Here is a 19054-nt window from a genome sequence, read left to right as displayed (position 1 = left end):
ACAACGAAAAAGGGCAACCTGTTTGGGTTGCCCTTTCTATGTACGCGAACTCGCGTCTTACTACAGTGTGTTTTTATAAACCAGCCCGTCTTTCATAATCAGCTTCTTCGACTCGTCGCTCATCACGCAGGCTACCCCCTCTAGTGGATTGCCATCAACGATCAATAAGTCCGCATATGCCCCTTCGCAAACTCGACCCAGTTTACCTTCTTGATAAGGGTGCTGGTAGGTCGATAGCTCGAACAGTCGACCGCAATTAGAAGTTGCCATTCTTAACGCAGTAATGGTGTCGAATACTTCTTCTATCGCTGCGAGTTCCTGCATTTGGGCTTTATGGACATCCGATTTACCGACGCAATCCGTGCCGTAAACGATATTCTCAATATTGTATTTCTTAATTAGCTCCGCCGACTTCATCATCGCCTTACCCACACGCTCGGTCTTCTTGTAGGTTTCTTCATTTGGCATTGGAATTTTTCGGTTAGCAATAAGTTCCGACGTAAAGTACGAAGGCACTACCCAGATACCTTTCTCTTTGATGATCCGAGCAATTTCGTCGTCCATAATCGTTGCATGTTCAAAAGACATTACTCCAGCTTCTGCAGCTCGCTTCATTGCCGGTGCAGTGTGAATATGGGCTGCAACGTATGTACCGTAATCCGAAGCAGCCTCAACCGCTGCTTTCATCTCATCCATGGTGTATTGCAGAGTATCAAGTGGGTCGAAAGTCGAAGACGCGCCACCACCCGCCATGATCTTGATTTGTGATGCACCCATGAATAGCTGTTCGCGTACCGCTTTCAATACTTCAGCCCGGCCATCAGCCACTTTGAATGCGCCAGTCTTCATTAGCGGTGAATCTTCGTGGCCGTTCGCCAAACGCTCTTGTGCACGGTTCTGACGATAGTCTGAATGCCCACACGTTTGTGAAATCGCAGCCATTGAAGGAAGAATTCTCGGCCCTGTCGCATACCCTTTATCGATGCTATTTTTTAGACCCAATGTGTTGCCCGCGACATCACGAATTGTCGTAAACCCGCGCATTAGCATTTGCTCTGAAATCCTCGCAGAACGAATCGCGATTTCTTCTCGCGTCATAGCATCCAACTCATTGAACCCTGCAGACATGGTGATATGCACGTGGGCGTCGATGAGTCCCGGCATCACAGTACCGCCCTTTGCATCGATAACTTCATCAGCGACAGATACATCAATATCACCAATACGAGTAATGAGGTTGTTTTCTATCAGTACCGATACGCCCTCGATTAGCTTGTCATCGGTGCCATTAAATACGTTCGCATTAATAATCAGTTTTTTCATCTTGTTGCCTCATCGGTAGGAAACCACTTGGTTGATGAAGCGATCATAAACACTCGGATTAGAATTAAATTGCCATTTGATGACATGGCTGATACTAGGTTCTGTATTGAATACGAGTATGCAGATACGAAAATAGCGACCTCACAGGGTCGCTATTTCAAATTTCAGCAATTTAATACCTGCTAGTCGTTATACGCTTTGAGCCTGGGTATGCTCCACTTTGTCACCCAACTTGAAGTAAATCTTCGAGACCGCAATTTCAGCTATTAAAATCGTGAAAACCACAGCGAAGAAAGCAACAACGCCATTCCAAGGGCCGGTAAATTCTACTTCGCTGCCAAACGCCAAGTTAATCGCTTCCAACATAACAAACTTTGAACCCACTAAAATTATGTATGAAGATAATCCGCGCATAATTTTCGGCGCTAACCCTTGCTTAGATTTGAAATAGTTGGCCAATTGATGCTCTGCTTTAATCGATAGTTTTAGGAGCAATTGAAGTAATACTGCGGCAGCTAAAGAGATAGAAAAAGAACTGATCGTTACATAACCCCAAAACTCGTTGTACAAATTCAGCACAGTAAGGTCGACCAATACTGCAAGTGTATATCCAACGAACAAACGTTGAGGAGTGTTAAAACCATATTCTTTCTGTGATGCGCTCATATCTCTACCCTTTTAATTGCCTATAATTTCGGCTCGTTCTTATTTACGAAATCAATACTATGGGTAAACAAACGCCAATAATTGCCATTTCACGCCAATTTGGAATTCAACCGAAATAAAAAAGGGTAGCCTTATTACAAGGCTACCCTTCCTACTTGTTGCAATATGAGTCGGTTACTTCATGACTCGCGCTTTAAAGTTGCGACCTTTCATCTTTCCAGTTTGTAGCTGTTTTAGCGCTGGCTTGACGATATCGTGCTCTAGCGCGACATAAGACACCATTGGCAGAATATTAATCTTACCGATCTTATTGCCGTCTAAGCCCGCTTGTTTAGTCAGTGCACCCAGAATGTCACCTGCACGTACTTTCTGTTTCTTACCACCTAAGATTTGGATGGTCTGCATCTTCGGATAGTACGGGCGCTCAACTGGCTTCTCAGGCAATACTGATGGGTTGATCGCAATATCCATATACTCATCAATACGCGCAACACGATACTCTTCTTTTTCGTTGTAAAAGCTGAATGCAATACCTTTCGAGCCTGCACGACCAGTACGGCCAATACGGTGGACATGAACTTCAGGGTCGCGTGACAACTCAAAGTTGAAAACAGCATCAAGGTTGTCAACATCTAAGCCTCGAGCCGCTACATCGGTAGCAACTAAAATAGAAATGCTCTTGTTGGCAAACATGGTTAACGCTTGCTCTCGTTCTCGCTGTTCCATATCACCGTGCAGCTCAACAACGCTAAACCCGCGATGGCTCAATTCATCAGTCACGTTTTGCACTTCTCTTTTGGTATTACAAAACACTACTGAAGATTCAGGCTTGTGTGTAAGTAGCAGAGTTTCAAGGGCGTTATCTCGGTCTTCCGTGCTTTCTATTTTGTAAAAACGTTGCTCGATAGTCGTGGTTTGATGCGTTGATTCCACTTTGATCATCTCTGGATCAACCATCACTTTCGCAACCAAAGACTCGATGTTATCAGGGAAAGTTGCACTAAATAAAAGCGTTTGGCGCTTTGAAGGCGCCGCTTCAATGATGGTATCAATGGCTTCTTCAAAACCCATCTCTAACATTCTGTCTGCTTCGTCCAGCACTAGTGTGTTTAGCTCATCTAAGCTAATGCGCCCTTTCGACATGTGATCAAGAATACGACCTGGCGTGCCCACCAAAATGTGAGCCCCATGCTCTAGTGAGCCGATTTGAGGCCCCATTGGCATTCCACCACACAAAGTCAGCACTTTGATATTGTGAATACCACGCGCAAGAGTTCGGATCTCTTTTGCTACTTGGTCTGCCAACTCTCGAGTCGGACAAAGCACCAACGTTTGCACACGAAAACGCTTCACGTTTAAATTGCTAAGTAAACCCAGTGAGAACGTCGCCGTTTTACCAGAGCCCGTTTTACCCTGTCCAATGACATCTTTACCTTCCAGTACCATCGGAAGTGCCTGTTGCTGAATCGCAGTCATCTCGGTGTATCCCAAACTGTCTAGCGTTTCGGTAAGTTCCGGTCTTAAATTCAGCGTCTTAAATGAAGTCGTCACAATATTATCCTTGTAAGGATTGGCTAAATGAACATTTCAACTAGCAGTATAAAAGTAAAAACCGCTTCTTAAACGAAGCGGTTTTGAAAAATCTTAGTACGTTCCGACGTACTATCGAATCCCGTGTAGAAACTCGTGTCGCGTTGCAGGGTTCGATTTGAAGATCCCGCCTAGTGCTGTTGTCGTGGTTTCGCTCGTTGCATCCATTACGCCACGTGATTTCACGCAGTAATGTGTTGCATCAATTGTTACAGCAACATCATCTGATTCGAGTAATGTTTGCAGCGCAACTAAGATTTGCTGCGTCATACGCTCTTGCACTTGAGGGCGCTGGGCGAAGAATCGAACAATACGATTAATTTTAGACAAGCCGATGATTTTTCCACGCGGAATGTAAGCGACAGCGGCGCGGCCGTCTATCGTCACTAAGTGGTGCTCACAAGTACTGGTTACGGTAATGTCTTTTACTCGAACCATCTCGCTTACGTTCATCTTGTTTTCGATGACAGTAATCTTAGGGAAGTTTTGATAGTCAAGGCCAGAAAACACTTCATCAACATACATTTTCGCGATGCGATGCGGCGTTTCTTCGAGGCTATCATCTGTTAAGTCTAATTCCAGCAGAGATAAGATCTCTCGCATATGATGCTCGATCTTTTCCTTTTTCTCTTCTCGGCTTACCTGATTAGGACGCATCGGCGTTTCTAATCCACGGCTTTCTAGCGCATCTTTTACCAACTTCGCGGATTCGCTAAGACCTGACATTCCACTTCCTCTATTTAAACTAATCTTGCTTGATGAAAGTGCTCTACTCCGCCGCTTTCATCGACTGCTTACTCTTATCGTTAAATCTTTAATACGATTGAAAAGTTAGGCAGCTCGGCATGCCCACAGCTCAAGGAGTTTAACCCTTTTAGATGGCTGACAAGGATACTCGGATTTATCGATAATTACACCCATAATTTAAGGGAGGTCATTATTGCCGTTGATAAATCTATGCTAAAGTCCCTTGCTAACAGAATTTACAATAAAACATAGGATTTAAACATGGGCTGCTGTGATGCTCCAGGCTTGATGCCTCTTGAAGATGCCATGGACAAAATGCTTTCTCGCATCAAACCAATCCAAACGACTTTGCGCCTGCCTCTTGCAGAAGCACTAGGCTATGTCCTTGCTGAAGACGTTCTTTCACCCATTTTTGTTCCACCTTTTGACAATTCAGCGATGGATGGTTACGCCATCAGACTGCAAGACTTAGCTCAGTCTTCTACGTTACCACTGGCAGGAAAATCTTTTGCAGGGCAACCATTTGAAGGTGAATGGCCTCTAGGTACCTGTATTCGTATTATGACCGGCGCTAAGATCCCTGAAGGCTGCGACGCGGTAATCATGCAAGAAAACACGCAAGTCACTGATGACGGTATTCTTTTCACTCAAACTGATGTCAAACCACAGAACAACATTCGTCCTTGCGGTGATGACATTAAGCAAGGCGACCTTGTTCTGGCGAAAGGTTCACGCTTGTCACCGCGTGATATTCCTATGATTGCGTCACTTGGAATTAGCCACTTAACGGTTGTTCGTAAGCCTAAAGTAGCGTTCTTTTCGACTGGTGATGAGCTGAAACCGCTGGGTGAACCTTTAGCAGACGGGCAAATATACGACAGTAACCGATACGGAATTAAGCCGTTGATTGAAAACTTCGGCTGCGAAGCAATCGACCTCGGGATCATTCCTGATTGCCCTACCAAGCTAAAAGACACGTTTGAAAAAGCTCAGTCGCTGGCTGATGTTGTCGTTACTTCCGGTGGAGTAAGTGTCGGTGAAGCAGATTACACCAAAGATATTCTTGAAGAGCTTGGGGAAATCGGTTTTTGGAAACTCGCCATCAAACCGGGTAAACCATTCGCTTTTGGCGAGCTAAGCAATGCTTGGTTCTGTGGATTGCCCGGCAACCCAGTCTCTGCAGTGTTAACCATGTATGTGCTGGTTCAACCTATGCTGGCTAAATTAGGTGGTAACACCCAATGGTCAGCACCTGAATCGATTCCAGCTATCACCAAGACAGCGTTTAAGAAGGCGCCGGGGCGTACCGATTATCAACGTGGTATTTACACGCTGGAAAACGGCCAATTCGTTGTGGAAACAACCGGCAACCAAAGTTCAGGCGCATTCCGCTCAATGAGTCTTGCTAACTGTTTTGTTGTGCTTGAGCGTGAACGTGGCAGAGTTGAAGTTGGTGAAACGGTTCAAATCCAATTGTTTAACTCAACACTCTACTAACAGGAGCTAATGTTGGAGATCCTTTCAGATCAAGAAATGCTTCGCTACAACCGCCAAATCATTCTCAAGCAGTTTGATTTTGATGGGCAAGAAGCGTTGAAACAGGCTTCTATTCTCGTATTAGGTGCTGGTGGTTTAGGCTGTGCTTCTAGCCAATACCTCGCAACTGCCGGTGTAGGCCACATCACTTTGATTGATGATGATGTCGTCGAATTGTCTAATCTTCAGCGCCAAGTTCTCCACACCGACAGTGATATCGGGCGTCACAAAGTGGATTCCGCTTCAGACTCACTAAAGCAGCTTAATCCACACCTAAGAGTTGACACCGTTTCAGAGCGATTAAGCGACGATAAACTTTCTGAATTAGTTCAGTCACATTCGATCGTGCTTGATGCTTCAGATAATGTCGAAACCCGTAATCAGCTCAACAGGTTGTGTTTCGTGGCCAAAACACCGCTCATCTCCGGTGCTGCAATACGGATGGAAGGTCAAGTCAGTGTTTTCACCTATCAAGACTCTGATGCGCCTTGCTATCAATGCTTAAGCGCCCTGTTTGGGAATACCGCACTTACCTGCGTTGAAGCTGGGGTAATGGCTCCATTGGTCGGGATCATAGGTGCGGTTCAAGCCATGGAAACAATCAAGGTCATCGCCAACTATGGCGAACCAAAGCAAGGTAAAATTCTGCTGCTCGACGCACTCACGATGTCATGGCGTGAAATGAATCTAATGAAGATGCCGAGCTGTCCTGTTTGCAGTTAATTCAAACATTTCTCAAGTTGAAAGCCAGCATTCGCTGGCTTTTTTATTTTGACAATCAGATTAAGAAGCCATTGAATCAATAGACACTTACCCCTTAAATATCAACATCTTAAATAATGGTACAGTCCTTGTAATAGCTAGATAAACGTCTATTGGAAGGAGTTCATTATGACGAGGTTCATCTTATCTCTAACAGCTATTTTGTTTTCATCACACGCTTTAAGTACGCCGTTTGACACCTGTCCAAGCAAAGCGTATTTATTCCAATCTCGCCCGGTTCAGGTCTATGGTGTCAATCTAGTAACCGGTACAACCACTCTGCTACAAGACGATACAGGTACCAACGGTAACGTGAACGCTGTAGGGTTTGATTACGAAGACCGTTACATCTATGGATACGACACGACCAACATGCAAGTGGTACGTTTAGGTCAAGATTTCCAAGTACAAACACTAAACGTAACTGGCTTACCTTCTCATACCTTTTATGTGGGCGATGTGTACGAGCACGTGATGTACTTCTACAGGAAAGGGAAAGGTCTATTTAAAATTGACCTCGCCCCCCTAGATACCGATCCAACCGCTACACTCGCTCTTGAACAGATTACCGCGACTTCATCTGTATCCCTAACTGACTTTGCGTTCCATCCGTCAAATGGAAAACTGTATGGCGTCGACAACGGTTCAGGTAATTTGTACGAGTTTAACACCGACGTGGGTGGTGAGACGTTGCTTGGAAACGTCGGTGTGACGGGTACATTTGGCGCTGGCTATTTTGATGTAGACGGCTATTACTATATTTCCCGTAATTCCGATGGTCATATTTTCCGTATTGACCTATCCGACCCGGACAATATCACCGACGAAGCGATAGCCGCACAGATATTCGCCTACGGCCCGGCATCTGGTCAAAATGATGGAGCTCGCTGCGCGAATGCACCTGTAATCGATGAAGATTCAACTATCGACTTTGGTGATGCGCCCGACTCTTACTTAACACGCCTAAGTTCAAATGGCCCTCGTCACGGTATCGGGTCTGGGTTTTACCTTGGTTTAATCAGCCCTGATGGCGAAGGTGATGGCCTGTTGCCACCGTTAGATGACAACAAAGCTGGCTCACAAGATGAAGATGGTGTGGGTTTTGTCACGGCTATCGAAGCAGGCATGAACGCGCTCGTTGCGGTACAAGCCTCTACAACTGGTTACCTTTCTGCTTGGATTGACTGGAACAAAGACGGTGACTTTGCAGATGCTGGCGAAAAAGTATTCTCCGACCAACAACTAACAGCAGGAACCAACACTTTAACGCTCTCTGTACCGAATGATGCCACTCAAGGTTCAACTTGGAGCCGTTTCCGTTTCAGTGACCAAACAGGTATCGACTACTTCGGTGGTGCTCAAACAGGTGAAGTGGAAGACCACCAGTTATTGATCACCAAGGACGGTGCTGCTGTTAGGCATTACCCAAGTGAGTCTGGATACGCGACGGTTGCATTCGAAGATAACTGGCCGCACACCGCCGACTACGATATGAACGATGTTGTCATTCGTTACCGCGTCACAGAGACAATCCAAGATGGCCGAGTAGCAAGAAGTGTCATTGAAGGATATTTGTCAGCCTATGGTGCAGATTATCGTAATGGATTTGCGATAAGGCTCGCGGGTTTGAATCGTACAGATATCGACACCACCCTAACGACTCAGTCTCAAAATGGGATTGTACTGGCTGATAGCGGATTAGAGTCTGATTCGAATGAAGCCATCTTCATTATCTCTGAAGACTTATCGCAGTTTACTGGCTCAAGTTGTGAGTTTTACCGTACCCAGCAACACTGCCAAGATGGGCTAACACTGTCTTTCGAAATTGATATCACCACTAACGATGATGCCGACACGAGTGGATTAATGGCGATGCCGTATGACCCATTTATCTTCGCAACACCAGGATATTACCACGGCGAATCACTCCCACTTCACCCTGGCAGAACTTTGGAAATTCACTTAGCCGATCAATCACCAACCGAGAAGTTCGACGACCAAAACCTCTATGGTTTGGGAGTAGATAGCAGTGATGCAGCACAAGGGCGTTACTTTAAAACATCCGATAATCTACCTTGGGCACTGCTAATTCCACACGATTGGAAATGGCCGCGCGAAAAAGTTGACTTGGTCAACGCCTATCCAGAGTTTGCAGAATATGCCGAGTCTTCCGGTAGCAAGAAACAAGATTGGTACTTGGAAGAAAAAGCAACCAACAACAAATATTACCAACCACAGGAGTAATCACCATGAAAACTAAATTACCCTACTTTGCGCTGATTGGTTTACTTACTGCCTGTGGTGGCGGTGGTGGAGATGGCGGTGGTTCATCGGCAGGCTCTGCTGATTCGGGCTCGCCTAGCACAACTCCGGCTGATGCGAGCACAACAGAAGATGACGTGACATTAAGATCGATGTCGGATTTGAGTATCGCGGATGGATTCAGCTTCAATCCAGTAATGGGACATAGCTTAGATGTTGATATCAGTGCTTACAGCACAGAAAGAGCTTACGTTTCAGTCTATGGCGAATACGTCGAGAATGGTGACGGTAGTTATTCGCCTAACTACAACAGTCGAATCAGTTCATCCTCATTAGATAATGGTACCGTAAGCTTGGATTTCTGCGTGTCAGAGGCCCAGCAATATGTTCTTGCGGAAGTGTGGTTTTATGACGGTTCAGCGCCAATTCAAGAGATCCTAGATACCTCTTCGATGAGCATTATTCAGTAAGTTGTTGGCATCACTCATAGAATCACATCTCAAAGAGCCCTTATTCAGTGCTCTTTCTTTTGAATGTCTCATACAACTAGTACACTGAAGTTACCTATATTTTAGTGCCCTATTCAACCATTAGAATCCGCTGACTATGAACAACCCAAAAGTTTACGTTCTGTGTCTGCTTGTAGCATTCGGCATACTGTTCGCCGTATTAAAATTGCAACCAGATACCTCGATAAATGTAGAAACTCAAGCAACAGTATTGGAGTCAACGCTAACTCAATCGCTTGATGGTCATCGCCGTTATCTAACCGTAGAAACACAGCAGGCGAAATTGTACCGCGTCAGTGTCCCTATCACTAATGAGTGTACTAAAGGAGACACCGTAAAATTACGTGGTAATACTTCCAATTTGGAAACATCGACCAGCTTTCAATTTATTTCTTGTAAATAATTGATTATCTTGAGTAGTCAATGAATCACAATAACAACAAGCACAAGGAGCTGTGATGTATCCACTCGTTACTCCGCAATGGCTAGCCGAACAAAAAATTTCCAATCAAAACCTATTTATTCTGGATGCCAGCATCGATTTTCAGATCCCAAGTGAAACTGAAAAAGACAAAGAGCACATGATTCCGGGAGCCATGCGTTTTGATTACGACAAACAATTTTGCGACCCAGAGGCTTCACTCCCGCATATGATGCCGAGCGAGGAGCGATTTAATCAATTGGCGCAACAACTCGGCTTAAACAACGACTCTACCATCGTTGTTTATGACAATAGCGGTACATTCGCTTCCCCACGAGCATGGTGGATGTTTAAAACGATGGGACACAAAGAAGTCTATGTGCTAGATGGCGGCTTAACCGAATGGAAAAACTCAGGGCAACCTCTAGACACCTCATACGCGGTACCTTTAGCTAACGGCAATTTTTCCGGCCAGCTGAACCACAGCCTGTTTTTATCTGCACAACAGGTACTCGAGCAAACCAGCAATGATAGTAGTTTAACCGTAGATGCTCGCTCAAAAGCGCGATTTTTCGCAGAAGTTCCTGAGCCAAGAGCTGGGATCAGAAGCGGCCACATTCCGAACTCAGTTTGCCAACCATTTGCTGAGTTAATGGACGGTCACAAAATTAAGCCAGTGGAACAATTAAAGCCGATTCTATCTTCTTCAATCGCCCAAGATAAAACAAGCTACATCTTCAGCTGTGGCTCTGGCGTAACCGCCTGTATCGTTCTACTTGCGAGCCAGTTGTGTGGCTATGAAAACTTAGCTGTATACGACGGTTCTTGGACCGAATGGGGCCAAAGACAAGATTTACCGATTCAAACCCAATAGTTTGATAACGTTAAACAACCCTTAATAGAAAAAACCCTCGCAGTGCGAGGGTTTGTTTTTAAGCATTTAGCTTACTTGTTCATTTCTTGGTGCATTATCTCGACCAGTTCACCTGATGGGTCGCCCGACAGCTCCCAAGTGAAAATGCCACCTAGTTTAGTCGATTTAGCCCATTCAACTTTTGCTTTGATTGAACGCTGATCTTCAAAAGAGATAAACACTTTTTCTTCATCATTCCATAAAAATGGCGCTTGCGCTTGCTCATCATACTTATAGGCATAGCCTTGGTCTGCACCATAGTTTTTCAGCAGATCCCAGAACATGAAGTATCCATTTTCACCCGTACCGAACTGAGCACCTTGTTCGGACACGAGATCACTTTTAACATTGCTGCCGTCAAAATCTTTTGTTCCTTGCCAGCCTCGACCATAAAACGCCGCGCCGATAACGAGTTTCTCTGGAGGAATTCCCTGCTCGATCATTTGATTAATGAACACGTCGCTACCCATGCCCCACCAACTATTGTCGGTCGCGTGAAGGTTGGTCATATGGCCAGTTTGCGTACCCCAGCCTCCCAAATAATCGTAAGTCATTGCGAACATGTTGGTGAGGTATTGACTCGCTGATTTCCAATCAATTTGGGCCGATTTAGCTGCAACACCAACGGCTGTAGAGAGTTCATATTCTCGCTGAGTTTGCTTTTCAAGCGCATCAAGATCGCCACGCATAGTCTTCACTAAAAATGTGAATGCATCACGCTCTTTTGCCTTTTGCTCGTCGGAAAGCTTGGTATCAGGATTCCAAGGCGATGTCGTCAGGCCGCCGCCACCTGGGTATTCCCAGTCGAGGTCGATACCATCAAAGAATGGGTATTGTGCGATAAGTTCAACCGCTGTTTTAGAAAAATGTTCCATCGCTTTTGGATCTTGTGCCATTGCATGGAAAGGTTCAGACATTGTCCAACCACCAAATGAGGGTAAGATCTTAATGGAGGGGTTATCTTGTTTGAGCTGGCTAAGCTGGGCGAAGTGGCCTTTGTAATCCACTTTTACATCAACGTTGCCAAAGTCATGCTCTAACGCCGCCTCGCGATCGACAATGATAGCGGTATAAGGCGCTTTCCCTTCACATGCCTTGGCAACTTGGTTCTGAACGAGCTCACTTGCACCTGTATGTGGACCACACATACTCAGAAATGCATAGATAATGTGAGTTAAGTTTTCAGCCGGAATATCCTTAACCGTATATCCGTTATCTGGATTGGCGTACTGCCAATCGGCAAAGTAACCGGCAACGACGTTAGTGTTCGCTTGAGCACCAAAAGCGGTTGTTGCGGCAATAGCCAAAGTTATCAGTGATTTGTTCATGTTCTTCTCCCTTAGTCTGTATACAAACTAAGCAGAGATTTTTATTTTCACCGCTAAAGTTATTAACACTGCGAGTGATCATCAATTTCGCGCAGTGACTATTACATCATTTTCATAGCAATTTGATTTAGTTAATGTTTTTCACTCAGCAACAACACTTGCCATTTGCTCGTCAAGGTTAAGAACTGTCAGCGCATTGCTTACCGTCGTCGCGATTACATCGATTGCTCCAGTTCTCAACGCTCCCAATAATGCTAAGGGCTTACTGTTCTCAGCGGCAATGGCGATAACTTCTGAAATTGGTCGAAACTCGTCGAGGCTCAAACCGATAACGCGATCGCTCATCACTGTCACCGCTGACTCACCGTTGATATCAAAGAAATCATACCCGGCAAAGTCACCGACAACCCCCTGCAACATACGTGACTGCACAACTTCGTCGGCGGTAAACCACCCTAGGTCAACCATATAACTGTTTTCACTCATATCGCCGATCCCCACTAGCGCTACGTCTGCTTTACGTGCAAGGTCGAGAGTTTGTTTCACGGTGGCATTCTGCATAAAGGCCAGCTTCTGTTCACGGTTTTCTGCATAAGCCGGAGCATAGAGCGTTTCTGAACTGCCCCCATAGGTTTTCGCAAACTGACGACAAATATGGTCGGCATTAAACATACCGCCCCTTGGGTGAATACCGCCTATACCACAAACAAACTTAACATCACGCTGCGGAATAACGCCGATGTGGTGGGCAACCGCAGATACATTTCGCCCCTGACCAACAGTCACCACCGTGCCATTTTGTAGAGTCTTTGCCATATACTTGGACACTAAACCCGCCACCTGTAAGCGCTGCTGCTCCTCACTCGGTTGATCTAGCGCTACCAAAGCACGTTTAACTCCAAAACGCTCTACCAGTCGTTGTTCGATTTTGGCACTAAACACTGGGTGGTACTTAACTGTGATTTCTACGATACCTTCATCGCGCGCTTGCTTTAGCATCCGCCCAACTTTTGCGCGTGAAACAGCAAATTTTTTTGAGATCTCTTCTTGTGTTGCACCATCTTGGTAATACGCCACCGAAATCTCGGTTAGAAGATCCGCGCTATCATCTGACATCTCATTTTGCGTCTTACTCATAAAGCCACCCGCTCCTGCTTGTTTAGTTGGAACATATGTTCATAGCTGTAGCATATGCTATATCGCCAAATAACACCAACATTTGCTCACTACCATTACATTTTCTCACCCTTAGTTCTATACATTAACTTGTGTTTTTCAGCCCTATTTACACTGGGCAAACGTTACACTTCAGCGCTTATTCCTTATAAGGATAAAATTACTTGATGAATGTCACCATAACTTCCATTCCCAGATTGACTTTCTCGCTAGATAAGATAAATATGAACTCATCATTTACTCAACGACAGAGCAAATGTTCACGACATCTGCTCATACGCTGAAAAAATTTCTGGTCAGTTGATTTTCCAAGCTGATTTGTCGCTTTGGATAGTTGGCTGCCTTGCTTGCAAATGCATTACTCACGTTAATCAAATTACGTGGGAGCCCATTAAATAGGATGATCGAAATGAGCAACAAATTAGAGCAACTTCGTAAACTAACGACAGTAGTAGCAGACACTGGTGAAATTGATGCAATCAAAAAGTACCAGCCAGAAGATGCAACAACTAACCCTTCTCTGATTCTTAAAGCAGCTCAAATCGAAGAGTATGCACCACTTATCGATGCTTCAATCGAATACGCTAAAGCACAAAGCGCTGATAAAGCACAACAAGTACAAGACACTTGTGACATGCTTGCAGTAAACATCGGTAAAGAAATCCTGAAAACAATCCCAGGCCGTATCTCTACAGAAGTAGATGCTCGTCTTTCTTACGACACTGAAGGCAGCGTTGCTAAAGCTCGTCAGCTAGTAAAAATGTACAACGATGCTGGCATCACTAACGATCGTATCCTAATCAAACTGGCTTCTACTTGGGAAGGTATCCGTGCTGCTGAAATCCTAGAGAAAGAAGGCATCAACTGTAACCTAACGCTTCTATTCTCTTTCGCACAAGCTCGCGCATGTGCTGAAGCTGGCGTATTCCTAATCTCTCCATTCGTTGGTCGTATCATGGACTGGTACAAAGCGAAAGAAGGTCGTGACTTCGAAGCATCTGAAGATCCAGGCGTAATCTCAGTAACTGACATCTACAACTACTACAAAGAGCATGGCTACAACACTGTTGTTATGGGCGCAAGCTTCCGTAACATCGGCGAGATCCTAGAACTTGCTGGTTGTGACCGTCTAACTATCGCTCCTGCTCTTCTAGCTGAACTAGAAGCTGCTGAAGGTGAAGTAGTAGAGAAGCTAGTTGACTCTAAAGGCTCTAAAGAGCGTCCTGATCCAATGACTCACGCTGAGTTCTTATGGGAGCACAACCTAGACGCAATGGCAGTTGAGAAAGTTGCAGAAGGTATCCGCAACTTCGCAGTTGACCAAGGCAAACTAGAAGACATGATCGCAGCTAAGCTGTAATCACACAGAATTAAAAAAGGGGAACGTTTGCGTTCCCCTTTCAATTTCCAATCCAATATTTAAACACTGGTAGTTATTATGGACCGTAAACATTTAGCTAATGCTATTCGTGCTCTAAGCATGGACGGCGTACAACAAGCAAACTCTGGCCACCCAGGAGCACCTATGGGTATGGCTGACATCGCTGAAGTTCTTTGGCGTGATCACCTAAACCACAACCCATCAAACCCAGAGTGGGCAGACCGCGACCGTTTCGTTCTTTCAAACGGCCATGGCTCAATGCTGATTTATTCTCTGCTTCACCTAGCAGGCTACGAGCTATCAATCGAAGATCTTAAGAACTTCCGTCAATTGCACTCTAAGACTCCAGGTCACCCAGAGTACGGCTACGCACCGGGTATCGAGACAACAACTGGTCCACTAGGCCAAGGTATCACTAACGCTGTGGGTATGGCACTTGCTGAGAAAACTCTAGCAGCACAATTCAACAAAGAAGGCCACGACATCGTTGACCACTTCACTTATGCATTCATGGGTGACGGCTGTCTGATGGAAGGTATCTCTCACGAAGCATGTTCTCTAGCAGGTACACTAGGTCTTGGTAAGCTGATCGCTTTCTGGGATGACAACGGCATCTCTATCGATGGTGAAGTTGAAGGTTGGTTCTCTGACGATACGCCTAAGCGCTTTGAAGCATACGGCTGGCACGTCATCCCAGCAGTAGATGGCCACGACGCTGAAGCAATCCATGAGGCTATCGTTGCAGCGAAAGCAGATCCGCGCCCTACGCTAATCTGTACAAAAACTATCATCGGCTTTGGTTCGCCAAACAAATCTGGTTCACACGACTGTCACGGTGCACCACTAGGCGCTGAAGAAATTGCAGCTACACGTAAAGAACTTGGTTGGGAGCACGGTCCTTTTGAAATTCCGTCGGAAGTCTACGCAGAGTGGGATGCGAAAGAAGCAGGCGCAGCTAAGGAAGCAGCGTGGAACGAGAAACTTTCTGCTTATGAAGCAGCACACCCCGAGCTGGCGGCTGAGTTTAAGAGACGAGTAAACGGCGAGCTACCTGCACAGTGGGAAGAGAAAGCAAACGCAATCATTGCTGATCTTCAAGCTAACCCAGCAAACATCGCATCACGTAAAGCATCTCAAAACGCACTAGAAGCGTTCGGTGCTATGCTACCTGAATTCCTAGGCGGCTCTGCTGACCTAGCACCTTCAAACCTAACTATGTGGTCTGGTTCTAAGTCTGTTTCTGCTGAAGATCCAGCAGGTAACTACATCCACTACGGTGTACGTGAATTCGGTATGACTGCGATCATGAACGGTATCGCTCTACACGGTGGTTTCGTACCATACGGCGCTACTTTCCTAATGTTCATGGAATACGCTCGTAACGCAATGCGTATGGCTGCTCTGATGAAAGTTCAGAACATCCAAGTTTACACACACGACTCTATCGGTCTTGGCGAAGATGGCCCAACTCACCAACCAGTTGAGCAAATGGCTTCTTTACGTCTAACTCCAAACATGAGCACATGGCGTCCATGTGACCAAGTTGAGTCTGCAGTAGCTTGGAAACTGGCTATCGAGCGTAAAGACGGTCCAACGTCTCTCATCTTCTCTCGTCAAAACCTTGCACAGCAAGAGCGTAACGAAGAGCAAGTAGCAAACATCGCACGTGGTGGTTACATCCTGAAAGATTGCGAAGGCAAGCCAGAGCTAATCCTTATCGCTACAGGTTCTGAAGTTGAACTAGCGGTTAACGCTGCTGCTGAACTAACAGCTGAAGGTAAGAAGGTACGTGTAGTATCTATGCCTGCAACTGACGCATTCGACAAGCAAGACGCTGAGTACCGTGAATCTGTACTTCCATCTGACGTAACAGCTCGTATCGCTGTAGAAGCTGGCATCGCTGACTTCTGGTACAAGTACGTTGGCTTCGGTGGCAAGATCATCGGTATGACAACATTCGGCGAATCTGCACCAGCAGGCGAGCTATTCAAGATGTTCGGTTTCACTACTGAAAACGTAGTAAACACAGCGAAAGAACTTCTAGCATAACTTTGATTTATCAAGTTACCTAAGTAAAAGCCCCGCTAGCATAGCGGGGCTTTTTTATTTGGCTGCTCGGCTATTCATGAGCACTCAAATCTATCTCCGTTGAGAACTTCACTGTTCTCAGCGATACCGACGTATGAAATTTACGAATGTTTAAATCGGTGTGTAATACCCTTTCAACAAAACCTTCATAGGCTTGAATGTCTTTAACACACACCACCAGCATAAAGTCATAACTCCCAGAGATCTGATAGCACTGGCTCACCTCTGGTGCTTTCATTATCGATTGCCTGAAAATTTGATAGATATCGGCTCGGTCACGCTCCATTTCTACCGATACCAGCAAAGTCATTTTGTTGCCCGCCAATTCAGGGTTGATGATCGACACATCGTTCACTATCACCCCTCCTTCCCTCAAACGCTTCACGCGCTTAAGGCACGCTGGTGCGGACAACCCTACAGACTCCGCCAATTCAATGTTAGGGATACGGTTACACTTTTGTAGTTCGACCAATATTCTGCGATCAATTCTGTCAATTTCCATAATTTCCCAATGAGCACTCTAAAGAAACTTTTGAATCACATAGTGGTTCAAATAAGAAATATTGTCCACTTCAAGTATGTGAATAGAAAATTTAACAACAGTCAAATCACTTAAAATAGCCCCTAAGTTAAATATCAAGGACGTATCCATGCCACACATCCGAACCTTTTTTATCGAGCTATTTAAAGAAATCATTGATGTCACCACCACTCTGTTCAAAATAATGATCCCGATTATTATCGCAATTAAGATCATTGAGGAGTTTGGAGGCATTGTGCTACTAAGCAACGCATTAGGACCCGTGATGGAAATGGTTGGCCTACCAAAGGAAATGGGGCTAGTTTGGGCAACAACTATTCTCACCAATATCTACGCTGGCCTAGTTGTATTTATTAATATGGATGCAACATTGAGCGTCGCCCAAGTCTCCATATTAGGTAGCATGATGTTACTTGCGCACTCACTGCCAATCGAGGCAGCGATAGCGAAAAAAGCAGGAGTAAATCTCAGTGTTACTTTGCTTATTCGAGTCGGCGGAAGCTTGTTGCTCGCATCGATTCTGCACTTCACCTATGAGACAGGTGATCTTTTGAACCAAACGGCCGTTACTATTTGGCAACCCGACCTTGCTGAAGATCCTAGCTATTTGGTTTGGGCATTAGAGCAATTAAAAAGCTTCGTGATGATTTTTGCAGTTGTCTCTCTACTGTTGTTTGTATTGAAGGTTTTGAAACTTATCGGAATAGAAAAAGCGATGGCTATCCTGCTTCGCCCATTTCTACGATTATTGGGGATCAGTAAAGAAGCGACGAACCTAACGATCATCGGAATCACTTTAGGTTTGTCATTTGGTGGTGGGCTATTAATCAACGAAGCCAAGCGTGGTCATATACCCGCGAGAGACGTGTTCACGGCCATTATGCTATTGAATCTACTCCACAGCTTGATTGAAGATACCTTGCTCATACTACTGATAGGAGCAGACTTCTTCACGATATTCTGGGGACGCTTGATTTTCTCCGTCATACTGATCGCCATTGTTGCTCAAGGAATCAAACGACTAGACGAACGTACCTGCCAGCGATATTTCTACCAAAAAGTCTCTGAAAACTAATATCACTGCAACCAACTAATGGGCGTTTACAAATTAATCGAAACTAAAGCGCCCTCCGAGTTGGATATTGTTTTGTTTTAGGTGCTTGCTATATGTAACCGTAATTCGCTTCTAATGAAAACCATGAGCTTAGGCGAAATACGTTGCCAACCTGTAGCTTGTTGATCCCGTTACTGTAGACATCACTGCAACTATAAGAAGGATGCATCGACCAACGGTCATTCAAGTAATATACGCCACCTACTTCACCATACATGGCTGTGTCTTTATTGTTTGTCACTTCACGATCACATGCGCCAAGCAAATCATCATTGCGACAAGATGAACGACGTTCGGCCGACACCCAATTTACGCCAGTATGAATGTAAAGCTCAAGGCTTTCCGATGTTGAAAAACTGTACCCTGCACCGAAGCTAAAATCAGATACGGATGTCGAACTTCGAGTAGTCGCTTCTAAATCCGCAGTCACAAACCAACCGTTACTTAACGCGTGGTTTCCGCCAAGAAACACACCGTAGAGATCTTTGCTCCCTTGGTTATTGTATGCACCTTCAAAATAATCTTGGAAACCGTTGTCACTAACGCGAGCGTTTTGATACCCAACGTACACGTAGTCGGACGTTTTAGACGCGAGAGCGAGGCTTGGGCTAGCAAGTACTGAAGCAAGAAGACAAAAACGAAAAAGCTGCATAAATGACCTATTTACTTAATTAAGTAGGCAATTTATAGCAGCTTT

The 19054-nt window shown here is 45.2% G+C and carries 17 protein-coding genes; 9 read left to right on the top strand and 8 right to left on the bottom strand.

Going from position 1 to position 19054, the window contains the following annotated elements; all coding sequences use genetic code 11:
• Nucleotides 1-60: 60 nt before the first annotated feature.
• The 4 genes from ACXABW_RS16480 to folE all read right to left on the bottom strand — a co-directional run bounded on the left by ACXABW_RS16480 (nt 61) and on the right by folE (nt 4305).
• The gene (locus ACXABW_RS16480; protein WP_457526261.1) at nt 61-1323 is read right to left on the bottom strand and encodes an amidohydrolase family protein; all 1263 of its coding nucleotides are present in this window, start codon (nt 1321-1323) and stop codon (nt 61-63) included.
• 189 nt (nt 1324-1512) lie between these two features.
• Nucleotides 1513-1989 (bottom strand): hypothetical protein, encoded by a 477-nt coding sequence (locus ACXABW_RS16475; RefSeq protein WP_457526259.1) that lies wholly within the window; start codon nt 1987-1989, stop codon nt 1513-1515.
• A gap of 174 nt (nt 1990-2163) precedes the next feature.
• The gene (gene dbpA, locus ACXABW_RS16470) at nt 2164-3540 is read right to left on the bottom strand and encodes an ATP-dependent RNA helicase DbpA (RefSeq protein ID WP_457526257.1); all 1377 of its coding nucleotides are present in this window, start codon (nt 3538-3540) and stop codon (nt 2164-2166) included.
• Between the two features lie 111 nt (nt 3541-3651).
• Nucleotides 3652-4305 carry a GTP cyclohydrolase I FolE gene (gene folE, locus ACXABW_RS16465; protein WP_252034019.1) on the bottom strand — a complete coding sequence of 218 codons (654 nt, stop codon included), beginning with the start codon at nt 4303-4305 and terminating at the stop codon, nt 3652-3654.
• 282 nt (nt 4306-4587) lie between these two features.
• Here folE and moeA point away from each other — a divergent pair, with 282 nt between their 5' ends.
• From moeA to ACXABW_RS16435, 6 genes are all read left to right on the top strand, one after another.
• Nucleotides 4588-5823, top strand: coding sequence for a molybdopterin molybdotransferase MoeA (gene moeA / locus ACXABW_RS16460; protein ID WP_457526254.1), 1236 nt, complete (start codon nt 4588-4590; stop codon nt 5821-5823).
• Nucleotides 5824-5835: 12 nt separating this feature from the next.
• Entirely contained in the window at nt 5836-6585 is a 750-nt protein-coding gene (gene moeB / locus ACXABW_RS16455; RefSeq protein WP_457527208.1) for a molybdopterin-synthase adenylyltransferase MoeB, read from the top strand.
• A 168-nt stretch (nt 6586-6753) separates the two neighbouring features.
• The gene (locus ACXABW_RS16450) at nt 6754-8868 is read left to right on the top strand and encodes an LruC domain-containing protein (protein WP_457526252.1); all 2115 of its coding nucleotides are present in this window, start codon (nt 6754-6756) and stop codon (nt 8866-8868) included.
• Nucleotides 8869-8873: 5 nt separating this feature from the next.
• Nucleotides 8874-9356, top strand: coding sequence for a hypothetical protein (locus ACXABW_RS16445; protein ID WP_252034013.1), 483 nt, complete (start codon nt 8874-8876; stop codon nt 9354-9356).
• Between the two features lie 136 nt (nt 9357-9492).
• Nucleotides 9493-9798: a hypothetical protein gene (locus ACXABW_RS16440; protein WP_457526250.1), complete on the top strand. Its 306-nt coding sequence runs from the start codon at nt 9493-9495 to the stop codon at nt 9796-9798.
• A gap of 55 nt (nt 9799-9853) precedes the next feature.
• Entirely contained in the window at nt 9854-10690 is an 837-nt protein-coding gene (locus ACXABW_RS16435) for a sulfurtransferase (protein WP_457526248.1), read from the top strand.
• A gap of 71 nt (nt 10691-10761) precedes the next feature.
• On the opposite strand, the gene ACXABW_RS16430 is transcribed toward ACXABW_RS16435, so the two are convergent.
• The gene (locus ACXABW_RS16430; RefSeq protein ID WP_457526246.1) at nt 10762-12057 is read right to left on the bottom strand and encodes a glycoside hydrolase family 18 protein; all 1296 of its coding nucleotides are present in this window, start codon (nt 12055-12057) and stop codon (nt 10762-10764) included.
• Nucleotides 12058-12198: 141 nt separating this feature from the next.
• The gene (locus tag ACXABW_RS16425; protein WP_252034006.1) at nt 12199-13194 is read right to left on the bottom strand and encodes a sugar-binding transcriptional regulator; all 996 of its coding nucleotides are present in this window, start codon (nt 13192-13194) and stop codon (nt 12199-12201) included.
• Between the two features lie 448 nt (nt 13195-13642).
• On the opposite strand from ACXABW_RS16425, the gene tal reads away from it, so the two are divergent.
• Nucleotides 13643-14593, top strand: coding sequence for a transaldolase (gene tal / locus ACXABW_RS16420; protein WP_457526244.1), 951 nt, complete (start codon nt 13643-13645; stop codon nt 14591-14593).
• Between the two features lie 78 nt (nt 14594-14671).
• Nucleotides 14672-16663, top strand: a complete 1992-nt coding sequence (gene tkt, locus ACXABW_RS16415) for a transketolase (RefSeq protein WP_457526242.1) — start codon at nt 14672-14674, stop codon at nt 16661-16663.
• A gap of 70 nt (nt 16664-16733) precedes the next feature.
• Here the strand turns inward: tkt and ACXABW_RS16410 are convergent, their stop codons facing one another.
• Nucleotides 16734-17204, bottom strand: coding sequence for an Lrp/AsnC family transcriptional regulator (locus tag ACXABW_RS16410; RefSeq protein WP_252034002.1), 471 nt, complete (start codon nt 17202-17204; stop codon nt 16734-16736).
• Between the two features lie 148 nt (nt 17205-17352).
• On the opposite strand from ACXABW_RS16410, the gene ACXABW_RS16405 reads away from it, so the two are divergent.
• Nucleotides 17353-18318, top strand: a complete 966-nt coding sequence (locus tag ACXABW_RS16405; protein ID WP_457526239.1) for a hypothetical protein — start codon at nt 17353-17355, stop codon at nt 18316-18318.
• Nucleotides 18319-18406: 88 nt separating this feature from the next.
• On the opposite strand, the gene ACXABW_RS16400 is transcribed toward ACXABW_RS16405, so the two are convergent.
• Entirely contained in the window at nt 18407-19009 is a 603-nt protein-coding gene (locus ACXABW_RS16400) for an outer membrane beta-barrel protein (protein WP_457526237.1), read from the bottom strand.
• Between the last annotated feature and the right edge of the window lie 45 nt (nt 19010-19054).

This window comes from Vibrio paucivorans (genome assembly GCF_054053395.1).
Note: the sequence above shows the minus strand (reverse complement) of the source record. Positions and strands in the feature narration are given on the sequence as shown.